The sequence below is a fragment of the Paenibacillus sp. Marseille-P2973 genome (genome assembly GCF_018101095.1).
GTDB classification, from domain to species: domain Bacteria; phylum Bacillota; class Bacilli; order Paenibacillales; family Paenibacillaceae; genus Fontibacillus; species Fontibacillus vini.
Genome location: NZ_JAGQEH010000001.1, coordinates 709870 through 730411, shown reverse-complemented (window position 1 = coordinate 730411; position 20542 = coordinate 709870). Strand labels below are relative to the sequence as shown.

Annotated in this window: 14 protein-coding genes; 11 read left to right on the top strand and 3 right to left on the bottom strand. The window is 49.8% G+C overall.

Going from position 1 to position 20542, the window contains the following annotated elements; all coding sequences use genetic code 11:
* Positions 1 to 19 precede the first annotated feature (19 nt).
* The 4 genes from KB559_RS03160 (at position 20) to KB559_RS03145 (ending at position 7406) form a co-directional block, all read left to right on the top strand.
* Positions 20 to 1780: an alpha-glycosidase gene (locus KB559_RS03160; RefSeq protein ID WP_211020113.1), complete on the top strand. Its 1761-nt coding sequence runs from the start codon at positions 20 to 22 to the stop codon at positions 1778 to 1780.
* 52 nt (positions 1781 to 1832) lie between these two features.
* The gene (locus tag KB559_RS03155) at positions 1833 to 4268 is read left to right on the top strand and encodes a glycoside hydrolase family 31 protein (protein ID WP_211020112.1); all 2436 of its coding nucleotides are present in this window, start codon (positions 1833 to 1835) and stop codon (positions 4266 to 4268) included.
* Between the two features lie 17 nt (positions 4269 to 4285).
* A complete protein-coding gene (locus KB559_RS03150; protein ID WP_211020111.1) occupies positions 4286 to 5038 on the top strand; it encodes a tRNA threonylcarbamoyladenosine dehydratase in 753 nt (250 codons plus the stop codon).
* 199 nt (positions 5039 to 5237) lie between these two features.
* The gene (locus KB559_RS03145; protein WP_211020110.1) at positions 5238 to 7406 is read left to right on the top strand and encodes a HelD family protein; all 2169 of its coding nucleotides are present in this window, start codon (positions 5238 to 5240) and stop codon (positions 7404 to 7406) included.
* Between the two features lie 13 nt (positions 7407 to 7419).
* Here KB559_RS03145 and KB559_RS03140 read toward each other — a convergent pair whose 3' ends face one another.
* Both KB559_RS03140 and KB559_RS03135 read right to left on the bottom strand, forming a co-directional pair.
* The gene (locus KB559_RS03140; RefSeq protein ID WP_481856417.1) at positions 7420 to 8073 is read right to left on the bottom strand and encodes an HNH endonuclease; all 654 of its coding nucleotides are present in this window, start codon (positions 8071 to 8073) and stop codon (positions 7420 to 7422) included.
* A gap of 234 nt (positions 8074 to 8307) precedes the next feature.
* On the bottom strand, positions 8308 to 8607 hold the full coding sequence (locus KB559_RS03135; protein WP_211020108.1) for a CD3324 family protein: 300 nt from the start codon (positions 8605 to 8607) through the stop codon (positions 8308 to 8310).
* A 361-nt stretch (positions 8608 to 8968) separates the two neighbouring features.
* Between KB559_RS03135 and KB559_RS03130 the strand changes: the two genes are divergently transcribed.
* A complete protein-coding gene (locus KB559_RS03130; RefSeq protein ID WP_211020107.1) occupies positions 8969 to 10279 on the top strand; it encodes a replication-associated recombination protein A in 1311 nt (436 codons plus the stop codon).
* 1443 nt (positions 10280 to 11722) lie between these two features.
* Here the strand turns inward: KB559_RS03130 and mnmA are convergent.
* Complete coding sequence (gene mnmA, locus KB559_RS03125) at positions 11723 to 12856, bottom strand: tRNA 2-thiouridine(34) synthase MnmA (RefSeq protein ID WP_211020106.1); 1134 nt, start codon at positions 12854 to 12856, stop codon at positions 11723 to 11725.
* A gap of 288 nt (positions 12857 to 13144) precedes the next feature.
* Here mnmA and cymR point away from each other — a divergent pair, with 288 nt between their 5' ends.
* From cymR to alaS, 6 genes are all read left to right on the top strand, one after another.
* Positions 13145 to 13564, top strand: coding sequence for a cysteine metabolism transcriptional regulator CymR (gene cymR, locus KB559_RS03120; RefSeq protein WP_211020105.1), 420 nt, complete (start codon positions 13145 to 13147; stop codon positions 13562 to 13564).
* A gap of 285 nt (positions 13565 to 13849) precedes the next feature.
* Positions 13850 to 15001, top strand: coding sequence for a cysteine desulfurase family protein (locus KB559_RS03115; protein ID WP_211020104.1), 1152 nt, complete (start codon positions 13850 to 13852; stop codon positions 14999 to 15001).
* Positions 15002 to 15086: 85 nt separating this feature from the next.
* Complete coding sequence (locus tag KB559_RS03110; RefSeq protein WP_211020103.1) at positions 15087 to 15608, top strand: PRC-barrel domain-containing protein; 522 nt, start codon at positions 15087 to 15089, stop codon at positions 15606 to 15608.
* Between the two features lie 14 nt (positions 15609 to 15622).
* Positions 15623 to 15829 carry a hypothetical protein gene (locus KB559_RS03105; RefSeq protein WP_114495707.1) on the top strand — a complete coding sequence of 69 codons (207 nt, stop codon included), beginning with the start codon at positions 15623 to 15625 and terminating at the stop codon, positions 15827 to 15829.
* 185 nt (positions 15830 to 16014) lie between these two features.
* Entirely contained in the window at positions 16015 to 17082 is a 1068-nt protein-coding gene (locus tag KB559_RS03100; RefSeq protein WP_211020102.1) for an AI-2E family transporter, read from the top strand.
* Between the two features lie 430 nt (positions 17083 to 17512).
* Complete coding sequence (alaS, locus tag KB559_RS03095; protein ID WP_211020101.1) at positions 17513 to 20137, top strand: alanine--tRNA ligase; 2625 nt, start codon at positions 17513 to 17515, stop codon at positions 20135 to 20137.
* The last annotated feature ends 405 nt before the right edge of the window (positions 20138 to 20542 follow it).

The following is a 20542-nucleotide window of genomic DNA, read 5'->3' as shown; positions in this document are numbered from 1 at the left end:
TGGGAGTTGAGAAAAGAAAATGCTATTAGAGGCTGTTTATCACCGATCAAACGATTGTTGGGTTTACGGATATAATGAACGCTCGGTTCATATGCGCATTCGCACGAAAAGAGCGGATATCGATAAAGTTGACGTGCTTTATGGGGACAAGTGCAAGCCGTGGGGAGAGATGCAGTATAAACCAATGGAACTCCTGGCGTATGACGAGCTTTATGACTATTGGCAGGCTGAAGTAGAACCGCCTTATGGCAGACTGGCCTATTGCTTTCTTTTAACAAAGGGGGAGGAGCGGATTTGGTTCAGTGAAAATGAATTTGATTTGCAGATGCCGAAAGAGCATTTAGGCTGTTTTGAATTCCCTTACTTGCACCCGGTCGATTTGCAATGTCCGCCGGACTGGGCGAAAAACGCCATATTTTATCAGATCTTCCCGGAACGTTTTGCTAATGGCGATACGTCCAATGATCCGGAAGGAACGCTTCCGTGGGGAGGCAAACCGGAATACCGCAATTTCTTCGGCGGCGATTTGCAAGGGGTCATTCAACACCTGGATTATTTAGCCGAATTAGGGATTACAGCGATCTATTTTAACCCTATATTTGAGGCGCCGGCCAATCATAAATACGATACACAGGACTACATGAGAATTGATCCCCATTTCGGAACAAAAGAAACCCTGAAAGAATTAGTGCGCTCCTGCCATGAACGGGGGATTCGCGTCATTTTGGACGGAGTATTCAACCATTCCGGCGTTACGTGGCCACAGTTTCAAGATGTTGTGAAAAAAGGTCCTGACTCTCCGTATTACGGCTGGTTTCACATTCAGGAATGGCCGTTTCAAGTAGTAGACGGCATTCCAACTTACAAGACATTTGCTTTTGAGAAGACGATGCCTAAACTGAATACCGCTAATCCGGAAGTGCGCGATTATTTTCTTCAGGTAGGCCGTTATTGGATACAAGAGACAGATATGGACGGATGGCGATTGGATGTTGCTAATGAGGCGGATCATGCCTTTTGGAGAGAATTCGCGAAAGCGGTAAAAGAAGTCAAACCGGATGCTTATATTTTAGGCGAGGTATGGCATGACGGAATGAAGTTTCTGCAAGGAGATCAGTTCCACGCAGTAATGAATTACCCGGTTTCCAACGCGATTCTCGATTTCTTTGTATTTCAGCATGGAGATGCGCACGCCTTTGCGTCAAAATTGGGGAGGTATTTAGCCAGATATCCGCAGCAGGTGAACGAAGCTTCATTTAATCATTTGGATACGCATGATACGGTTCGGTTGCTGACCTTGTGCGGGAATGACAAAGCGAAAATGAAACTTGCGGTGGCTTTCCAGTTTACTTTTATCGGGGCGCCCAGTATTTATTACGGTGATGAAATTGGTTTGGACGGAGAATTTGATCCGGATAACCGGAAGTGTATGATCTGGGAGGAAGAACATCAGGATAGAAATTTGTTTGCCTTTTATAAGAAGTGCATTCAGCTGCGTAAAACTCATCCTGCGCTGGTTACAGGGGTTTTTCGAATTCAATCAGCCGATAAGGACTCGCCGGTACTCGTTTATGAACGCCAGGAAGGAGAAGATCATCTTATCATTGCGATGAATGCCTCTTCTTCGCCAAGCGCAGTGACCGTTACTCTACCTGATGGCGTGTGGATGGAAGCGGAAGTGTCGGGGAGTGGGGACAGATTTGTGAGTGATCGGCCTTATAAAGGTGATTTTATAGCTGAGCTCGGTCCCTATGGTTTTCATATTTTATACAAAAATTGAGTTTTACCTGCGAACTGTACTGCCAAATAGAAATAGAGGAGTGGTGAAAATCATGCAAACGAGTGAGAAAATTCACCCGGATCAGATAGAGAGTGAATCTGTCTCGATTTACCGTGATATTGGTCCGTATAAAGGGTATGAATGGAAGGACAAATATGTCATGATCCATGGAGAGCATGGAAATCTTACCGTAAAGCTGGTGACGCCGGATATAGTTAAAATATCCTGTTCACTAGAGAGAAAAAGTGCTCAACTGGAGCCTTCAATGGGAGTGTTACCCTTTGAACCTCTTGGAGGCTGGCATGTTATTGAGTTGGATAATGAATTGGAACTTTACGGAGGGAATATTGTCCTCGTTGTAGATATAGCTGCCTTATCTTTCAAGGTGGAAACTTCTCAAGGGAAGCCATGCGGGTCCTACCTGTTGTCCTGCTCGGAGACTAGGTTGCGGTGTCAGGGGAGTATGGATGATGATGCGATGATATATGGACTTGGCGAAACTACGGGATATTTAAATAAACGCGGAGAAAGGTATACGATGTGGAATTCCGATGTGTTCGACCCGCATGTGCCGGATATGGAGTCTCTATATCAATCGATTCCGCTTCTGATTCACCATACTTCCGACAATACGTTTGGATTGTTTATCGATAATCCGGGAAAAACGGTGATAGATTTACGCGAAGAGGCGGATCGCTATTTTGTTGAAACGGTCAACGGGGACATGGAATTGTACCTCATCGCGGGTCCGCAGCTAAAGGATGTCGTTGCGAATTATTCGGCACTAACCGGAAAAATGCCGCTTCCACCCTTATGGTCTCTAGGCTATCAGCAATCGAGATTTAGCTATATGAATCAGGGGGAAGTGATCCGGCTCGCACATCATTTCAGGTTCAAAAAAATTCCTTGCGACGTTATTTATCTCGATATTCACTATATGGATGAATACAAAGTGTTCACGTTTGATAAGGAGCGCTTTTCGGATCCGGCAGGGATGATGAGGGAATTGAAGGAACTGGGATTCCGCATCGTGCCTATTGTCGACCCTGGCGTTAAAGTTCAGCATGGGTACGAGATTTATGAGCAGGGACTTGAAGCGGGACGTTTTTGTCAAACTCCTGCTGGAAAAGAGTATGTCGGCGACGTATGGCCGGGCCCAAGCGTCTTCCCTGATTTTACGGAGGAAGGAACTCGTGAGTGGTGGGGAGCGCTTCATCGATTTTATGTGGATTACGGAATCAGCGGGATATGGAACGATATGAATGAGCCAAGCGTCTTTAATTCTCCTACGAAAACAATGGATGAAGATGTGATTCACGGTAATGACGGTAATCCCAAAACACACGGAGAGATGCACAACGTTTACGGCTTGCTCATGAGTCAGGCAACCTATGAAGGAATGGCGAAGCTGCTGCAAGGAGAAAGACCGTTCGTGCTGACAAGAGCAGGGTACGCCGGCATTCAGCGATATGCCGCAGTATGGACGGGAGATAACCGGAGCTATTGGGACCATATGAGAATGTCGATGTCGATGGGACTGAATCTCGGGCTTTCCGGGGTGGCTTTTAGCGGAGCGGACATCGGCGGGTTTATGCACCATGCGTCAGGAGAGCTGCTAGCCAGATGGACCCAGCTTGGCGTATTCACTCCGTTCTGTAGAAACCATAGTGCAATCGATACACGTAACCAGGAGCCATGGACCTTTAATGATGAGGTCGAAGAGATTTGCCGGAAGTATATTGAATTAAGATACCGGATGCTTCCCTATCTCTATTCTCTTTTTTATGAATCAACGTGCATAGGGCTTCCTATTATGCGTCCATTAGTGCTGGAGTACCCTAAGGATCGCAATACGTATCATCTGTCCGATCAGTTTTTATTCGGAAAGGATTTGTTGGTAGCGCCTATTTATGAGCCGGGCAAACAACATAGGGTGGTTTACTTGCCTGAAGGCATCTGGTTCGACTATTGGACCGGAACGCGGTATGAGGGGAGCACGCATATCATCACCTATGCGCCGCTGGATGTTTTGCCGCTATTCGTCCGTGCTGGAGCTATCCTACCCCAAGCTCAACTTGTTCAGCATACGGGTCAGGCAAATTGGAAGGAGCTTGATATTCATTTATATGCTCAGGGGACCGATAATACTTTCGCTCTGTACGAGGATGATGGGATTAGCGATCAACATCTTCAGGGCACTTATAATTTGATTCGAATTCATACGGAACAGAAAGGAACAGATCGACGCTTCACCATCCATGCTGCCTTCGAGGTCTGCGGATTGCGGCAAGCCGATAAATCCATACTATTTACGACTCATCATCTCTCCTTTATTCCAAAGTCTGTGAGCCAGGTTTCGGAGGTTCATGAAATGAAGCATCTTGAGGAGCGGAGTTCTGGATGGTATTATGACAAACAGGACAATCATCTGTATATTAAGAAGCAATTAGCGGGTTTACAGGGGGTTGAATTTATCGTTGAGGGTTAATGGGAGGTTAGCAGACAATGCTTCATCAATTTTCACGGACTGAGCTCGCTATCGGAGCTGAAGGCCTGGATATCCTGAAAAATAGTACTGTGGCGGTGCTTGGAATCGGGGGCGTCGGCGCGATGGCGGTCGAAGGACTGGCCAGAACCGGAATCGGACGGATTATTCTGATCGATAAAGACGTGGTTGATATCACCAATATTAACCGGCAGATTCACGCCTTGACGACGACGATCGGCCAGAAAAAGGCGGATCTGATGTGCGAACGGGTGAAGCTGATCAATCCGGAATGCGAGACCATCGCTTTGAACATGTTTTATACGGAAGAAACGTATGAAGAATTGTTCAAATACGACATCGACTATGTCCTGGATGCCTCGGATACGATCATATACAAAATCCATCTGATCAAGGAATGCCGCAAGCGCGGTATTCCTATCCTCTCCAGTATGGGAGCGGCCAATAAGATGGACCCGACCAAGTTTCAGGTCACTGACATTTCCAAGACCCATATGGACCCGATGGCCCGCGTGATCCGTACCAAGCTGCGGGAAGACGGCATCAAAAAAGGCGTCAAGGTCGTGTTCTCCACGGAGCCGCCGGTTAAACCGCGGGCAGACGTAACGGAAAAAATTGCACCGGAAGGGGCCAAGATTCGCAAAGCCAAACAGCCGCCGGCTAGCAATTCATTCGTTCCACCTGTCGTAGGGCTCATTATGGTCAGCGTGGCCGTAAAAGAACTGCTTGAAGTGGGAGAAGCCAAGGGTTGATTCCTCTAGGGTTCGAAACCTGAGGAAGGTACCGGAAACAGCCGATTTAACTTAAGACGCAGACTCGATCATGTATCGGATCTGCGTCTTATTGTTATTCGCTTTTTTTAGGTACGAATGCTATACTATAACTCCTTTTGACTTCGGAAACAGAATGCCGGAGAGCAGACGGAATACTAACCTTAGGAGGTAACTGAAAGTGGAACATTTTCAAAGTGCCTATCAAGAAGAGAAAGATCGGCTGGATCGTACTCTCCGTGATATTGACAGCCAGCTGAAGGCGCTCAGGAGCATTCCCGTCTATACAGGGCATGACTTCACCGAGCAGGTGCTGGAAGCGGGCAGGGAATCCCACCGGCAGCAGCTAGAACGCTCGATCCGCGAGCCGTATTTTGGACGGCTGGATTTTGAGGAGCAGGGCAAGGAAGCGCAGCCCCTTTATATCGGGAAAGTGGGCGTCGGGGATCAAGACGGCGGAAAACCGGTCGTCATCGATTGGCGCGCTCCGGTCGCCAGTTTGTTTTATTCCTTTACGGGCGGTGATTCGGCTTCGTATGATGCTCCGGAAGGCCTGATCGAGGGGCTCGTATACTTGAAGCGGAACATTGTCATTCGCAAGGGGATTCTGGAGCGCGTAGTAGATACCTATAACAAAGACAGCGAAGGGCCGGCCGTGTCCGATGAATTCCTGGTCTACCGTCTCGGCGAGAACAAAGACAACCGCCTCCGTGACATTGTTTCCACGATTCAGGCGGAGCAGGACCTGATCATCCGTGCCGCCCGCAATACCGCGTTGATCATTCAAGGCGTGGCCGGCAGCGGAAAAACAACGGTAGCGCTGCATAGGCTTGCCTTTTTGCTGTACCAGTACAAGGAACAAATTAAAGCGGAGCGGATGGTTATCTTTGCTCCCAACCATATGTTTATCGATTATATTTCGGAAGTTCTTCCGGAACTCGGTGTCGGCGATATTCAGCAAAGCACTTTCGGCGACTGGGCGGCCAGAGTACTGGGATTGGATCAGGCTCCGGCGGATGGCTCGGAAACGCTGGCCCGCTGGTTTGATGCCGGTGATTTGCGCGAAGGCGCATGGAACGACAGTGACCTGCCAGGTCGATTTAAGGGAGCCGTCGCTTTTAAGTCGATTCTGGAAAGTTATTTGACCCGTGTGGAATCGGGCTGTGTACCCGATACGGATTTTGAGCCGTGGGATGGGGCAAGACTGTCCCGAAACACAATCATCGATTGGTTCGACGGGGAATACAAGCATTACCCGGTTGCGCGGCGCAAAGAACGAGTGCTGGCCCGGATTCACCGGTGGGTGGAGATGGAATTGAAAAAGTCTCCCTCCGCGGCGGCTTTAAAGGAGCGGAAGAAGAAGGCGCAGCAACGGGAAAAGGCCTACGCCAAGAAGTGGCCGGAGCTGGAGGCCGTGGCCTTGTACAAAGGTCTGTTTCAATCGGCGTCCGCCGCGAAGGGTCAGCCTTCCGGTGAAAATGATGCCGATGCCGATGCCGAGATTTTGAGCATTCCGACGCCCATTCTTAAAGAAACCAACACCTATTTGAAAAAAGGGATCATCAAAGAGGAGGATCTCGCGGCATTGCTTTATTTGCACTCGCGGGTCCATGAAATTGAGAGTAAGCTGACCTTCGACCATGTGGTGATCGATGAAGCGCAGGATTTCAGCCCTTTGCAGGTGGCGGTGCTCGACAGGTTCGTAAAGGGTCATTCTTTCACCATCTTGGGCGATTTGTCACAAGGGATCCATTACTATAAAGGAGTCCGGAGCTGGGAAGAAATGCAGGCGCTGTTCGCGCCGGAGGAAACGGCTTATTTTGCTTTAACGAGAAGTTACCGGTCGACAATGGAGATCATTGATTTTGCGAATGAAATTTTGAAGCGGGGCGTTGAAACGGATTTGCTGGCGGTGCCGGTGTTCCGCAGCGGGGAACCGGTCCGGTTAAGACCGGCCGCGGGAGACGGACGTTTAACCGCCATATCGGACGCTTTGAGGCAAGTCATGATGGGCAGCCATCGCACGGTAGCCTTGCTGACCCGGACGATGGAGGAAGCGGAGCACTTGCATGTTTATTTGAATGAAGCAGGCACTACCGCCAATTTGATCGGCGGGGATCAGAGACAGTATGCGGGCGGTATTTCCGTTCTGCCAGTTTACCTGTCCAAGGGACTGGAATTCGATGCCGTCATCGTGACGGATGTAGATCGGGAGCACTATGGGCCGAAGGATGCGCGCCTTCTATACGTAGGCTGCACCCGGGCATTGCATGAGTTATGGTTGATGCATGGAAACGAGTTACCGGACTACGTTCCGGATCCCGTAGATTTGTCGGTGACAGGGGAGTAATATAAGGGTCGTTTTAACTGTCCCCGATAAAATCCTCCAGGTTGCGATCGGCTTTGCTCTGGTTGCATTCATTGCAGGCGCAGACGCAGTTTACGGGTGTAGTATGACCGCCCTTCGCTCTAGGTAGCAGATGATCGATTGTATCGCCGTAGTTGCCGCAGAAAAAGCAAGTATGGCGGTCCCGTGCCAGAATGTAGCGGCGAAAGGCCTTGTTGCTGTAGAGCCGCCGGATCGTATTCCGGTTCACGACGACTGCGGCATGCTCCTGCACCAGGGTGACGGCCAGTTCCAGGTCGATCTCCTGATGCCAGCGGCTACCCTTATCCGTGCGCCCGCGCATACGGATTTTGCCCTGGCGGTTCGGACGCAATACGGACGCGTCCGGGCCTTCTACCGGAAGCGGTGCGGGAATCGTGCGTTTCGAATTTTTGGGGGAAGCGGCGACCGGCGGGATCCGGTGGACCGGATTTCGTTCGGCATGATCTGTGATGGACCGCGGATCAGCCGCAATGACTGCGGTCTGTTCCAGGCTCTTCAACTGGGCCCGGCAGCTGCGGCAGGTGCCGCGCCGAGAGCCTTTGACGGAGCGTTTGCCTGTCCTTCTGAGGAAATCGGATAGCGGTTTGTTTTCGCCGCAGCGCGCACAGCGTTTAGAGCCAGTGGTCATATCCGCGGGGCTGTGTTGCGGGCTTGGTTCATTGTGATTACTCGGCATCATCCGGTCACCTCGGTTTAGTAAAAGTTCCTTAGTCGTTATAGGTCTTTATGTATATTATACCTATCGTGGGTCACTTCTCCTACAGGACGCTAAAAACTCTTATCCTTATCGCTTCCCAAATCAATAGAGGCCGCCCGTATACTGAAAACGGGTCGGCCTCTAGGTTTATACAGTTGAATTGGCTTATTCGGTAACTGCCGCCGCTTCTCTGAGAGAAGAGCGCATTTTACATACGATTTTGCGGATGCTTTCATCGGACAGAAAAAACCTTTCCGCCAGATCGCTGACTGAATGTCCGGTACGGTATAGCCGGAAGATTTCTTCGTTTCTTTTTGCCATTGATGTGCGGGTTCCACTGAGTTCCCCCCAGAGCGCTCTCGAGCAGTCCGGTTTGGGGATATAGAGCAGTTCGCCTTGAATGTAATCTTGAAGCTCCTTCAGCAGCCTAGGGGGAAGCACATCCTTCCCATTTTTGTAGTTCACGATCATGATCCTCCTTGATCCGTTCTGTTGTTAACGGTGTTAGTTGGAATAATTGAGTGTACATGGTCGTAAATCCCCCTTTCGGCATTGTATTTGCGTATATTTTAACACAGAGTATTCCAAACGGAAATAAGAGGGGCTAAAAGCCCCTCGTTGTACGGCTTCCGCGTTACGCGGAAACCACCTCATTCACTGAAATCACTTCGATCAGCCCCCTTTCCAGTGATTCGTCGGCCCGACATCTATATTAACTCATATATCCGTTTGGGAAGGAAGCTAAAGAACGTTTATAAATGTTTTTTACCAGGCATGTGCTAGAATAGTAAACAGTGGTTAATCAAAGATTCAAGGAAGTGAAATGATGGACTTATTCTCTTACTCCCGGGAAAACGATCCCTCCGGACGGCTGCTGGCGGACCGGATGCGGCCGACAACCCTGGACGAATATATAGGGCAGGAAAGCATCATCGGGCCCGGAAAATTGCTGCGGCGGGCGATTGAAGCGGACCAGATTTCTTCGATTCTGCTGTATGGACCTCCGGGCTGTGGAAAAACGACGCTTGCGCATATTATATCGAATCATACCCAGGCGGAATTCGTACGCCTCAATGCGGTCGACGCTTCCGTAAAGGATGTTCGCGAGGTTATCGAAAAAGCGCAGAACGATAAATCGTTTTACGGCACGAAAACGATCCTATTCCTCGATGAAGTACACCGTTTCAATAGTTCGCGGCAGGACGCCCTGCTTCCGGCGGTGGAGAAGGGAACGATCATCTTTATCGGCGCGACGACGGAAAATCCGTTCCACTATGTCAACGGGGCCTTGCTGAGCCGTTCGACGCTCTTTCAGCTGGAGCCGCTGACGAAGGAGCATTCGCTGATCGCGATGCGCCGTGCGCTGAGCGATCGGGACAAAGGCCTCGGCTTCATGAAGCTCGAGGCCTCGGACGAGGCGCTCCAGCACATCGCCGAGATGGCCAACGGCGATATCCGCCGGGCCCTGAACGCGCTGGAGCTGGCCGCGATGACGACGCCGCCGGAAACGGACGGCACCGTCCGCATTACGCTGGAGGTGGCGGAAGAGTCGATCCGCCGCCCGCTGGTCAAAGCGGATGAGTCGACGCAGTACGACGTCCTCTCCGCATTTCACAAGAGCATCCGCGGCTCCAGCGATGCCGCGTTGTTCTGGTTTCTCTACGCGGTAGAGAAACTGGGCATGGACCCGATGACGTTCCTTCGGCGGCTGATCGCCGCCGCGAGCGAGGACATCGGGCTTGCAAACCCGCAGGCCATGGTACAGGCGGTAAGCGCCTTGGAAGCTTACCGCAACAACGGCTGGCCTGAAGCGAAGCTAAACATCGCCCAGGCGATTCTGTTCGCCGTTGAGAGCCCCAAATCGAACGCCGTGGTCACGGCGATTTCGAATGCGATGTCGGCGATGGACGAGGTCAAATCCGCCGAGGTGCCGCTGCATTTGCGGGACGCCCATTATAAAGGGGCGGTCAAGCTCGGGCACACCGGCTACAAATACCCACATAATTTCCCCGGCCATTATGTGAAGCAGGACTACCTGCCGCCGAATTTGGCCGGCCGGACGTTCTACCAAGCGACCGAGCAGGGCAATGAGAGCAAAATCCGTCACAATCAGGAGCTGCGGCGTAGAGGGGATTAGCCCGATATGTGGCAACCAGAGCAGGGAATGGTGCGGTTGATTTGAATGGATGCAAAATAACTGGATTTTCTGCAGCTAATTAATTGTCAATCACGATTTCCCGGTAATAATTAGAGGTTATCCAGCTAAAGCAGCGCAATCGCCGACTCCGGTAATTAGCTGGAGGTTTTACAGCTAATGCAGCGTAATCGCCGACTCCGATAATTAACTGCATTTTCTACAACTAATTAGCTGTTATTCCGTGATTCGCAGTATTTAACAGCAAAAACTACATCTATTTCGGAGGTTTTCCGAAGAGTGCAGTGTAATTGGCCGAATTAAATGTAGGTTTTACAGCTAATGTGGCGCATTCACGGATTTCTCGATAATTAGCTGTAGTTTTTACAGCTAATGTAGCTTAATCGCCGACTCCGATAATTAACTGCATTTTCTACAGCTAATTAGCCGTTATTCCGTGATTCGCAGTATTTAACAGCAAAAACTACATCTATTTCGGAGGTTTTCCATAGAGTGCAGCGTATTTGGCCGAATTAACTGCAGGTTTTACAGCTAATGTGGCGCATTCACGGATTTCTCAATAATTAGCTGGAGGTTTTACAGCTAATGCAGCGTAATCGCCGACTCCGATAATTAACTGCATTTTCTACAACTAATTAGCCGTTATAACCTGATTTGCAGTATTTAACAGCAAAAACTACATCTATTTTGGAGGTTTTCCGAAGAGTGCAGCGTAATTGGCCGAATTAACTGCAGGTTTTACATTTAAAGTGGCGCATTCACGGATTTCTCGATAATTAGCTGTAGTTTTTACAGCTAATGTAGCTTAATCGCCGACTCCGATAATTAACTGCATTTTCTACAGCTAATTAGCCGTTATTCCGTGATTCGCAGTATTTAACAGCAAAAACTACATCTATTTCGGAGGTTTTCCATAGAGTGCAGCGTATTTGGCCGAATTAACTGCAGGTTTTACAGCTAATGTGGCGCATTCACGGATTTCTCAATAATTAGCTGGAGGTTTTACAGCTAATGCAGCGTAATCGCCGACTCCGATAATTAACTGCATTTTCTACAACTAATTAGCCGTTATAACCTGATTTGCAGTATTTAACAGCAAAAACTACATCTATTTTGGAGGTTTTCCGAAGAGTGCAGCGTAATTGGCCGAATTAACTGCAGGTTTTACATTTAAAGTGGCGCATTCACGGATTTCTCGATAATTAGCTGTAGTTTTTACAGCTAAAGCAGAAGCAATCGCCGGTTTCCCGGTAATTAACTGGAGGTTATCCAGCTAATGTAGCGTAATCGCCGACTCCCGATAATTAACTGGAGGTTATCCAGTTAAACCAAGCTTTTTAACTCATCAAAAAAGAAGCACCTGCGCTTTCCGGCAATATAACGCCGGAAAGCGCAGGTGCTTTTTCGTAATGCTTAGTCTTAAACTTACCGATGTCGGCCAAGCTCAGGAACCGGAAGTTTCTCCGGCGCTTCGATGATTCCGCCGCCGAGGCAGACTTCGCCGTCATAGAAGACAACGGCTTGTCCAGGCGTGATCGCCTTTTGTGGTCCGTCAAATTGCACGGATAGAGTGCCGTCTTCCTGCGCCGTCACGGTTACGCCCTGATCCGGCTGGCGATAACGGAATTTGGCGGTGCATTTGAACGGGCCTTGCGGCAGCTTGTCTTCGCCGGCGATCCAGTTGACGTCCGAAGCGGTCAAGCCGGTGGAATACATGCTTGGATGCTTATCGCCTTGGACGACGTACAGGATGTTTTGTTCCAGGTCTTTTTCGGCTACGAACCACGGTTCGCCGTTGCCCGATCCGCCGATGCCGAGGCCTTGCCGTTGACCGAGCGTGTAGTACATCAGGCCGTCATGCTGGCCTTTGACTTCGCCGGTGACGATATCGACCATATTTCCCGATTTGGCGGGTAGATAGTGGCTGAGGAATTCGCGGAAGTTGCGTTCCCCGATGAAGCAAACGCCGGTGCTGTCTTTTTTCTTGGCCGTATATAGGCCCGCTTCTTCAGCAATCCGGCGAACCTCCGGCTTGGGAAGATGTCCGATCGGAAACATGGCTTTGGACAGCTGATCCTGGTTCAAGGCATTCAAGAAATAGGTTTGGTCTTTATTGTTATCAACGCCCCGGAGCAGCTTGTAAGTTCCGGCTTCTTCGACGACGCGGGCATAATGCCCGGTGGCTACATAATCGGCGCCAAGATCCAGAGCCTTGTTCAAAAATTCGCCGAATTTAATTTCCCGGTTGCACATCACATCCGGATTTGGCGTACGGCCCCGCTTATATTCCTCCAGGAAATAGGCAAATACTTTATCGAAGTATTCTTTTTCAAAATTGACGGTATAGTACGGGATATCGATTTGCTCGCATACGCGGCGCACATCCTCGGCATCCGCTTCCGCCGTGCAGTAGCCGAATTCATCGGTATCGTCCCAGTTTTTCATAAAAATGCCGATCACGTCGTACCCCTGCTGCTTCAGCAGGAGAGCGGTGACGGAGGAATCGACTCCGCCGGACATACCGACGACGACGCGTGTTTCATTAACGGGTTTGTTCATATGATCACTCCTTCGGCCAATCATGGGCCCAACGTTATTTTAGCATAATAGGAAGGGATTCGTTCGATCCCGCGCTTGAAGGTGCAGTACCATCGATCCGGCTCAGTTAAGCATGTGTAAACTTTGTGTAAACAAAATTCAGTTTTCGTGCTGTGGGCTGTTTTCCAAACCGAGGCGGATATGTTACGATAAACAAAGGTTAGAGATAGGAATAGGTAGTAATACTATTCTAATTGATCAAAGTTCAATTATATAAAGATTATTTGAAAATTGAAAGAGGTGGCTTCTTTGAAGATTTCCACAAAAGGACGCTATGGCCTGACCATTATGATGGAGTTGGCCGCTAAATTTGGCGAAGGTCCGACTTCCCTAAAAAGCATTGCCGAAAAGAACCAATTGTCCGAGCATTATCTTGAGCAATTGATCGCGCCGCTGCGCAATGCCGGGCTGGTTAAAAGCGTCCGCGGGGCATATGGCGGTTACATTTTGTCCCGAGAGGCAAGCGAAATCACTGCCGGTGATATTATCCGCGTATTGGAGGGGCCGATTTCGCCGGTCGATTTTACGGAAGAAGATGATCCGGCCAAACGCGATTTATGGCTGCGGATTCGCGATAGCATTGCCGAAGTGCTGGATTCGACAACCCTCGAGAATATGATTACCTTCGAGGAACAGGGCGCAAAGGAAAATTACATGTTTTACATTTAAATCCACAGCGTCTAACATATAATCTTACTACCAAGATAGAGGTTCCGGGAGGAGCCTCTATTATTTATTTGCAAACCGAATGCGATCCGCTTGGGGGATGAGAGTCCACAGTATTAAGCTGTACAAAAAAAGGGAATACGATTAATATGAAAAAGCGTTGAAATTGCAAAATTTCTTTACATTTTACCATAATACGCATAACATAGATGAGCCAACACGAGTACCGTCGCTTTCGGGACGGTAATTTCGTTTAAATAACCTCAAAATAAGTTAAGGTGATGCCTAATGAAAAACATATACTTGGACCATGCAGCTTCAACGCCGGTGCACCCGGATGTTGCGGAAACAATGCTGGACGTCATGCGGCGCCAGTACGGCAATGCGTCGAGTGTTCATTCTTTCGGACGGGCTGCTAAAAGACTGGTCAACGGTTCACGGGACAGCCTGGCCCGGTTTATCGGATGCCGTTCTGATGAAGTGGTGTTTACGGGCGGCGGAACCGAGAGCGACAACCTCGCGTTGTTCGGGACGGCAGAGGCCCGGCAGGATCGCGGACGTCATATCATTACGACTGCGATCGAGCATCATGCCGTTCTTCATGCTTGCCATCGGCTGGAAAAACAAGGGTTTGATGTTACATATTTACCTGTCGACCGTTATGGACAAGTTCATTCCGAGCAGGTCGAAGCAGCCATCCGGCCGGATACGATTCTGGTTAGCGTGATGTACGGAAACAACGAGATCGGCACGATTCAGCCTATCGCCGAAATCGGTGAGCTCACTTCGGCAAGAGATATCGTTTTTCATGTGGATGCCGTTCAGGCGCTTGGTGCTGTACCGATCAACTGCAACGAGCTTCCGGTCGATTTAATGAGCTTCTCCTCGCACAAAATTAATGGTCCTCAAGGAGTGGGCGCATTATATATCCGCCGGGAATTGTCCATAGAGCCCATTCTTTATGGAGGACTGCAGGAGCGCAAACGTCGTGCCGGAACCGAGAATATGGCGGGCATCGCAGGGTTCGCGAAAGCGGCGGAACTGGCTGCAGCTCAGCTTCCGCAGCGGGCTGCTCATGATGAAGAGCTTCGCGGAGTTTTGATCTCCGGACTGAAGAGAGTGGTTGGCGAGGAGCGTTTTCATGTCAACTGCCACCCTTCGCAGCGACTCCCGCATATCCTCAATATCAGCTTCCCTGAGTGCGATACGGAGACGATGTTGATGAATCTCGATATGGAGGGAATTGCCGTTGCCAGCGGTTCGGCGTGCTCTTCCGGTTCATTAGAACCGTCGCATGTGCTTGAAGCCATGAATTTGCCGCAAAATTTTTTACGTTCTGCGATTCGTTTCAGCTTTGGTTTGGGTAATACTAGTGAAGAAATGGAACATACCGCCGAAAAAATTGGAACCATATTAGAGCGTCTTCGTAAAAGAAGATAATGGGCGTCTTTTGCAGTTTTTTCGGGAGGAGGTTGTTTCGTTTTTTAGGGATCAGGAGATTGCCACAGTAGGAGGACCCAAGAGCATGAAACTTCAGGAGATGGTAGGCTTGGCCGTGTTCGACGTGGAAGACGGCAAACAAATCGGGAAGGTTTTCGATTTCCTGCTCGATGAGACCTGGAGTATTACGGGCATTCAATTGGAGGGCAAAGCTATGTTTTCCTCCACAATTAAGGTCGTGCTCTGGGAAGATATCGTTGCTTACGGTGAAGATGCCGTGATGATTCGCAATCAACAGGCGATCCAAAAAGAGGAAGCCGAGAATATACAGCTTACCTTTAACTCGGGTAGCGGCAAATTGAAGGAACTTCCGATCCTTACCGAGGACGGAATTTTGATAGGGCATGTAACCGATGTTTATTTTGACCATGAATTGGGAAACACAATTACAGGAATAGAAGTCAGTGACGGGTTTTTCTCCGATCTGATGGAAGGGCGAAAAGTGCTGCCTTTTGCACCCGGAATGACCAAAGGCGAAAATGCGATCATGGTGCCTCCAAACAGTGAGCAGCGGCTGGAGAACACTGTGAATTCTGTTAACGGATAGGTGATAATGTGATGATGAAATGTCCAAACTGCAGTTCCAAGGATATCGGCAAAATCGGCTCCCACCAATTTTATTGCTGGGGCTGCTTTATCGAATTGACGGTAAACGGAGAGAAGATGTCGGTCTATCAAGTAGAAGAAGATGGAACACTCAGCTCTTTGGATGATTTGTTTTTTGGTGAAGAGGTTCCTCAGGAATTTCCCCAAATGCATCTGTCCTAGCAGTTTTTGATTTGATTGAATATGAGGATGATAAGAGGTTGTGCCGGAGCGATTTTGCTTTGTGCACAGCCTCTTGTTGGTTTATCCGGCGGTTTTCTCTGTTGCTCACGATTATTTTTGTCCTCCCGGGCATATACTTTCTTCATAGCTGGTCCGACTCCGAGCTACGGGAGGGGGTAATTGAAGTGGAGCCGTTCAATAAAAGCAAATTGTTCCGCTATGGGGTTTGGATGCTGCTGGGACTCGTCATTCTTTATTTCGTATGGCTGCTCCGGCCGATGTTTGCCGTAGTTTACGGTTTCTTGAAAGCCATTCTTTCCCCTTTTATCATCGCGATCATCATCTCTTATGTGCTTAATCCTATCGTCAAGATGCTGGGCGGACGGAAAGTCCCACGCACGGTGGCCGTGCTTCTCATATACGCGGTATTCTTAACAAGCCTGTCGGTTATTTTGATGAATGTCATCCCGATGTTTGTCGAACAGCTGGAGGAGCTCGGGGAACATTTGCCGGAACTCACTTTACACACTCAGCAACTGATGACCCGCTGGGATAACAGCATTCTCCCGGGAAGTATCAGAATGGGAATGAACAATTGGTTCTTTCAATTTGAGCAGCGGATGGCCGCTTCCATCTCTACCTTTTTGAACAATATCGGAACAACGATCGGCGTCGTATTCAATGCTTTTATCGTTCCGTTTCTCATTTTCTATATGCTAAAGGATTTCGAAGCCTTCGAACGGCTTATATTGAGGTATTTACCGAGATCCCGCCGCAAATCCATCGTAACGCTGCTTAAGGAAATCGATGAGGCGCTCGGTAATTATGTGCGCGGTCAGCTCTTAGTGTGCGTGATCATCGGCGTGCTCGCTTATATCGGATATATGATCATCGGGATGCCCTTTGCCTTGCTGCTTGCGGGGGTTGTTGCCGTGTGCAATATTATCCCTTATCTCGGGCCTTTTTTGGGGGCGGCTCCCGCAATGATTATGGCGACGACAATCTCGTGGAAAATGGTGCTGATGGTTTTCCTCGTCAACATGATCTGCCAGCTCATTGAGAGCAACGTCATTTCTCCGCAAGTCGTCGGAAAGACCCTTCATTTGCACCCGATGCTGATCATTTTTGCGCTTCTGGTCGGCGGCGAGATCGGCGGAATTCCGGGACTCGTGCTTGCCGTTCCGCTCTTTGCCGTGGGCAAGGTCGTCATCCAGCATTTTTATGCGTATTATGTAAGACGAAAAACGGTGTAACCGCAGGGATGTAGCGCATTGACATCAGTGGTGCCGCCTTATATACTTAGAATGATTTATTTGAACGAATTTGACATTCATAAACGAAATCGTTGACGAAAAGAAGTATGTCCGATGTTGATTTTCCCAGAGAAGGCGTTCCTTCGCTGGTGATGCGGCCTTAAGGCCGTTTCTCCGACGATGGCTGAAAGAACCCGAAATATCGCCGGACAGAAGCGCTGTTTTCCGAGTGTGAGCCAAAAACTCACCGGATGGTCCCCGTTACAGGACCGTACAAGGCGATCGCCTCCTTATTAGGACAGAATTCACGGGGAGACGATAACCAGGGTGGTACCGCGAGACAATCGTCCCTGATTTTCAGGGGCGTTTTTTCTTTGTTTGCCTAACCGCAAACATGAACTATAGATCATAAACTTTAGGAGGAAAATAGATGAAAGCAAGTGAAATTCGCTCCAAATGGCTGCAGTTTTTTGCCAGTAAAGGACATAAGGTCGAGCCAAGCGCCTCGCTCGTTCCGCATAACGATCCGTCCCTGTTGTGGATCAATGCCGGTATGGCGCCGCTCAAAGCCTATTTTGACGGCCGCGTAAAACCGGAAAACCCGCGTTTGACCAATTCTCAGAAGTGTATCCGCACCAACGACATCGAGAATGTCGGCAAGACGCGCCGGCACCATACGTTCTTTGAAATGCTGGGCAATTTCTCGATCGGTGATTACTTCAAAGAAGAAGCGATTACCTGGGCTTGGGAATTCTTGACCGGAAAAGACTGGATCGGATTTGATCCGGAACGCTTGTCGGTCACCGTTTATCCGGAGGATGAAGAGGCCTTCAAACTGTGGAATGAAAAAGTCGGCCTTCCGGCCGAACGCATCATTAAACTGGAAGATAACTTCTGGGACATCGGCGAAGGTCCATGCGGACCGTGCACGGAAATTTTCTATGACCGCGGAGACGCTTACGGCGATCTGTCCGATCCCGAATGCTTCCCTGGCGGGGAGAACGAGCGCTTCCTGGAAGTCTGGAATCTTGTTTTCTCCCAATTTAATCACAACAAAGACGGCAGCTATACTCCGCTTCCCAACAAAAATATCGATACCGGCGCCGGTTTGGAACGGTTTGCTTCCATTCTGCAGGACGTCAATTCCAACTTTGACACCGACTTGTTCCAGCCGATCATTGCCAAGACGGCTTCGCTGGCAGGCGTGACTTATGGAGTTAAAGAGGAAACGGATGTAGCGTTCAAAGTCATCGCCGACCATATTCGTACGGTCGCCTTTGCGGTAGCGGACGGCGTGCTTCCTTCCAACGAAGGTCGCGGTTATGTTATCCGCAGATTGCTCCGCCGTGCGGTACGTTACGGGAAAATGATTGGGCTGGACAAACCTTTTATGTACAACCTGGTGGACACGGTTGGCGAAATCATGGGCAGCTACTATACGGATGTCGTTACGAAGCGTGAATTTATCGAGAAGGTTATCCGCTCGGAGGAAGAACGTTTCCATGAAACGCTCAGCGACGGTCTGGCTATCCTGGCCGACGTCAGCGCCGAAGCTAAAGCGGCCGGACGCAACCTGATCAGCGGCGCGGATGCGTTTAAATTGTACGATACGTACGGCTTCCCGCTGGATTTGACGGAAGATTTCGCAGCCGAACAAGGACTTGGCGTTGACCGCGAAGGGTTCGAAGCGGCGATGGAAGAACAACGCGAGCGCGCACGGGCTGCCCGTCACGATAGCGGAAGCATGAAGGTTCAGGGCGGCGTCCTTTCGGATTTCACGACTAAAACGGAATTCATTGGATATAATGAGCTTGATGCGGTGACTGAAATCGTAGCGATTATTTCGGACGACCAATTTGTCGATTCGCTCGCATCCGGCCAGTCGGGGCAGATCATTTTGGCGAAGACGCCATTCTATGCCGAAAGCGGCGGCCAGGTCAGCGACCAAGGAACCATCCGCAGCGGCTCCGGCACGGCGTCGGTACAGGGCTTGTTCAAAGCTCCGCACGGCCAGCATGTTCATCAGGTTACGGTGACTTCCGGCGAACTGCGTACCGGTTCGGAAGCAACCGCAGAGGTCAACGGGGAAATGCGCCGGGACATCGTGAAGAACCATACAGCAACCCATTTGCTTCATAAGGCGTTAAAAGAAACGCTGGGCGAGCATGTCAATCAAGCGGGTTCCCTGGTTGAACCTCAGCGTCTTCGTTTCGACTTCTCCCATCTGGGCAGCATTTCGCCGGAGGAGCTGGTGGAGATCGAGCGCCGGGTCAACGAGCAAATCTGGAATTCTCTGAATGTCCTGATTGAATTGAAGCCGATTGATGAAGCAAAGGCTATGGGGGCTATGGCGCTCTTTGGCGAAAAATACGGCGATGTCGTCCGGGTCGTTCAAGTCGGCGGTTACAGCCTTGAGCTGTGCGGCGGCTGCCATGTAAACAATACGTCGGAAATCGGTCTGTTCAAGCTGGTGAGCGAAAGCGGGATCGGCTCGGGCGTACGACGGATCGAAGCGGTAACCGGTCGCGGAGCGTATATGTTCATGGACGGACAATTGGATCTTCTGAAGCAATCGGCAGGATTGCTGAAGTCTAATTTGAACGATGTCCCTAAGCGGATCGAGGCTTTGTATCAGCAGCTTAAAGATTTGGGCCGCGAGAATGAATCGCTGCAAAGTAAACTTAGCTCCATTGAAGCTGGAGAACTGACAGATAAAGTTGTCGTTGTGGGTCAAACCAAGCTCCTGTCCGCAAACGTTCAAGCAGGCAGTATGGATGCGTTGCGCGGACTTGCCGACGAATTGAAGGTGAAGCTGCCGGATACCGTGCTTGTGCTTGGAGCTGCCATGGATGACAAAGTAAACTTCGTCGTGGTTGTACCGCAGGATGAAGTGAAACGAGGCCTTCATGCCGGCAAGCTTGTCAAAGAAGTCGCTGCGGTTTGCGGCGGCGGCGGCGGGGGACGCCCGGATATGGCTCAGGCCGGAGGCAAGGATGTCACCAAGCTGGAAGAGGCGCTCAAGCTGCCGGAGCAATGGATCGCTTCGCAGGCGTAGGCCCAGGCCGAATTCAAGATTCGAAGTCGAATATGCATCCGGATTTCACTTCGCGATCAAAAGACAGCGGCTTTTCAGCACCGAGAAGGTTGAATGAAGATTAGGGACCGAGTAGCGGAGTGTAGGAAAACCCTACATGAGCAACGGGGGCCCGGCCGAATTCAAGATTCGATGTCGAATAGCACCTGTGAATTCACTTCGTGCTGAAAAGTCGACGACTTTTTAGCACCGAGAAGGTTGGATGAAGGCAGGCACTGAGTAGCGGAGCGTAGGAAAGTCCTACGTGAGCAACGGAAGGGCCGGACAGAATTCAAGATTCGATGTCGAATAACACCTGTGAATTCACTTCGTGATCAAAAGTCGTTGTTGAAAATTTCCTTATGGGGCCCATGGTATGATATAGTA

Excerpts from the sequence above, each read along its gene's own strand:
- KB559_RS03160 (WP_211020113.1), top strand. The coding sequence starts at position 20 with ATGCTATTAGAGGCTGTTTATCACCGATCAAACGATTGTTGGGTTTAC.
- KB559_RS03155 (WP_211020112.1), top strand. The coding sequence starts at position 1,833 with ATGCAAACGAGTGAGAAAATTCACCCGGATCAGATAGAGAGTGAATCT.
- KB559_RS03150 (WP_211020111.1), top strand. The coding sequence starts at position 4,286 with ATGCTTCATCAATTTTCACGGACTGAGCTCGCTATCGGAGCTGAAGGC.
- KB559_RS03140 (WP_481856417.1), bottom strand. The coding sequence starts at position 8,073 with ATGACCACTGGCTCTAAACGCTGTGCGCGCTGCGGCGAAAACAAACCG.
- KB559_RS03130 (WP_211020107.1), top strand. The coding sequence starts at position 8,969 with ATGGACTTATTCTCTTACTCCCGGGAAAACGATCCCTCCGGACGGCTG.
- mnmA (WP_211020106.1), bottom strand. The coding sequence starts at position 12,856 with ATGAACAAACCCGTTAATGAAACACGCGTCGTCGTCGGTATGTCCGGC.
- KB559_RS03115 (WP_211020104.1), top strand. The coding sequence starts at position 13,850 with ATGAAAAACATATACTTGGACCATGCAGCTTCAACGCCGGTGCACCCG.
- KB559_RS03110 (WP_211020103.1), top strand. The coding sequence starts at position 15,087 with ATGAAACTTCAGGAGATGGTAGGCTTGGCCGTGTTCGACGTGGAAGAC.
- KB559_RS03105 (WP_114495707.1), top strand. The coding sequence starts at position 15,623 with ATGAAATGTCCAAACTGCAGTTCCAAGGATATCGGCAAAATCGGCTCC.
- alaS (WP_211020101.1), top strand. The coding sequence starts at position 17,513 with ATGAAAGCAAGTGAAATTCGCTCCAAATGGCTGCAGTTTTTTGCCAGT.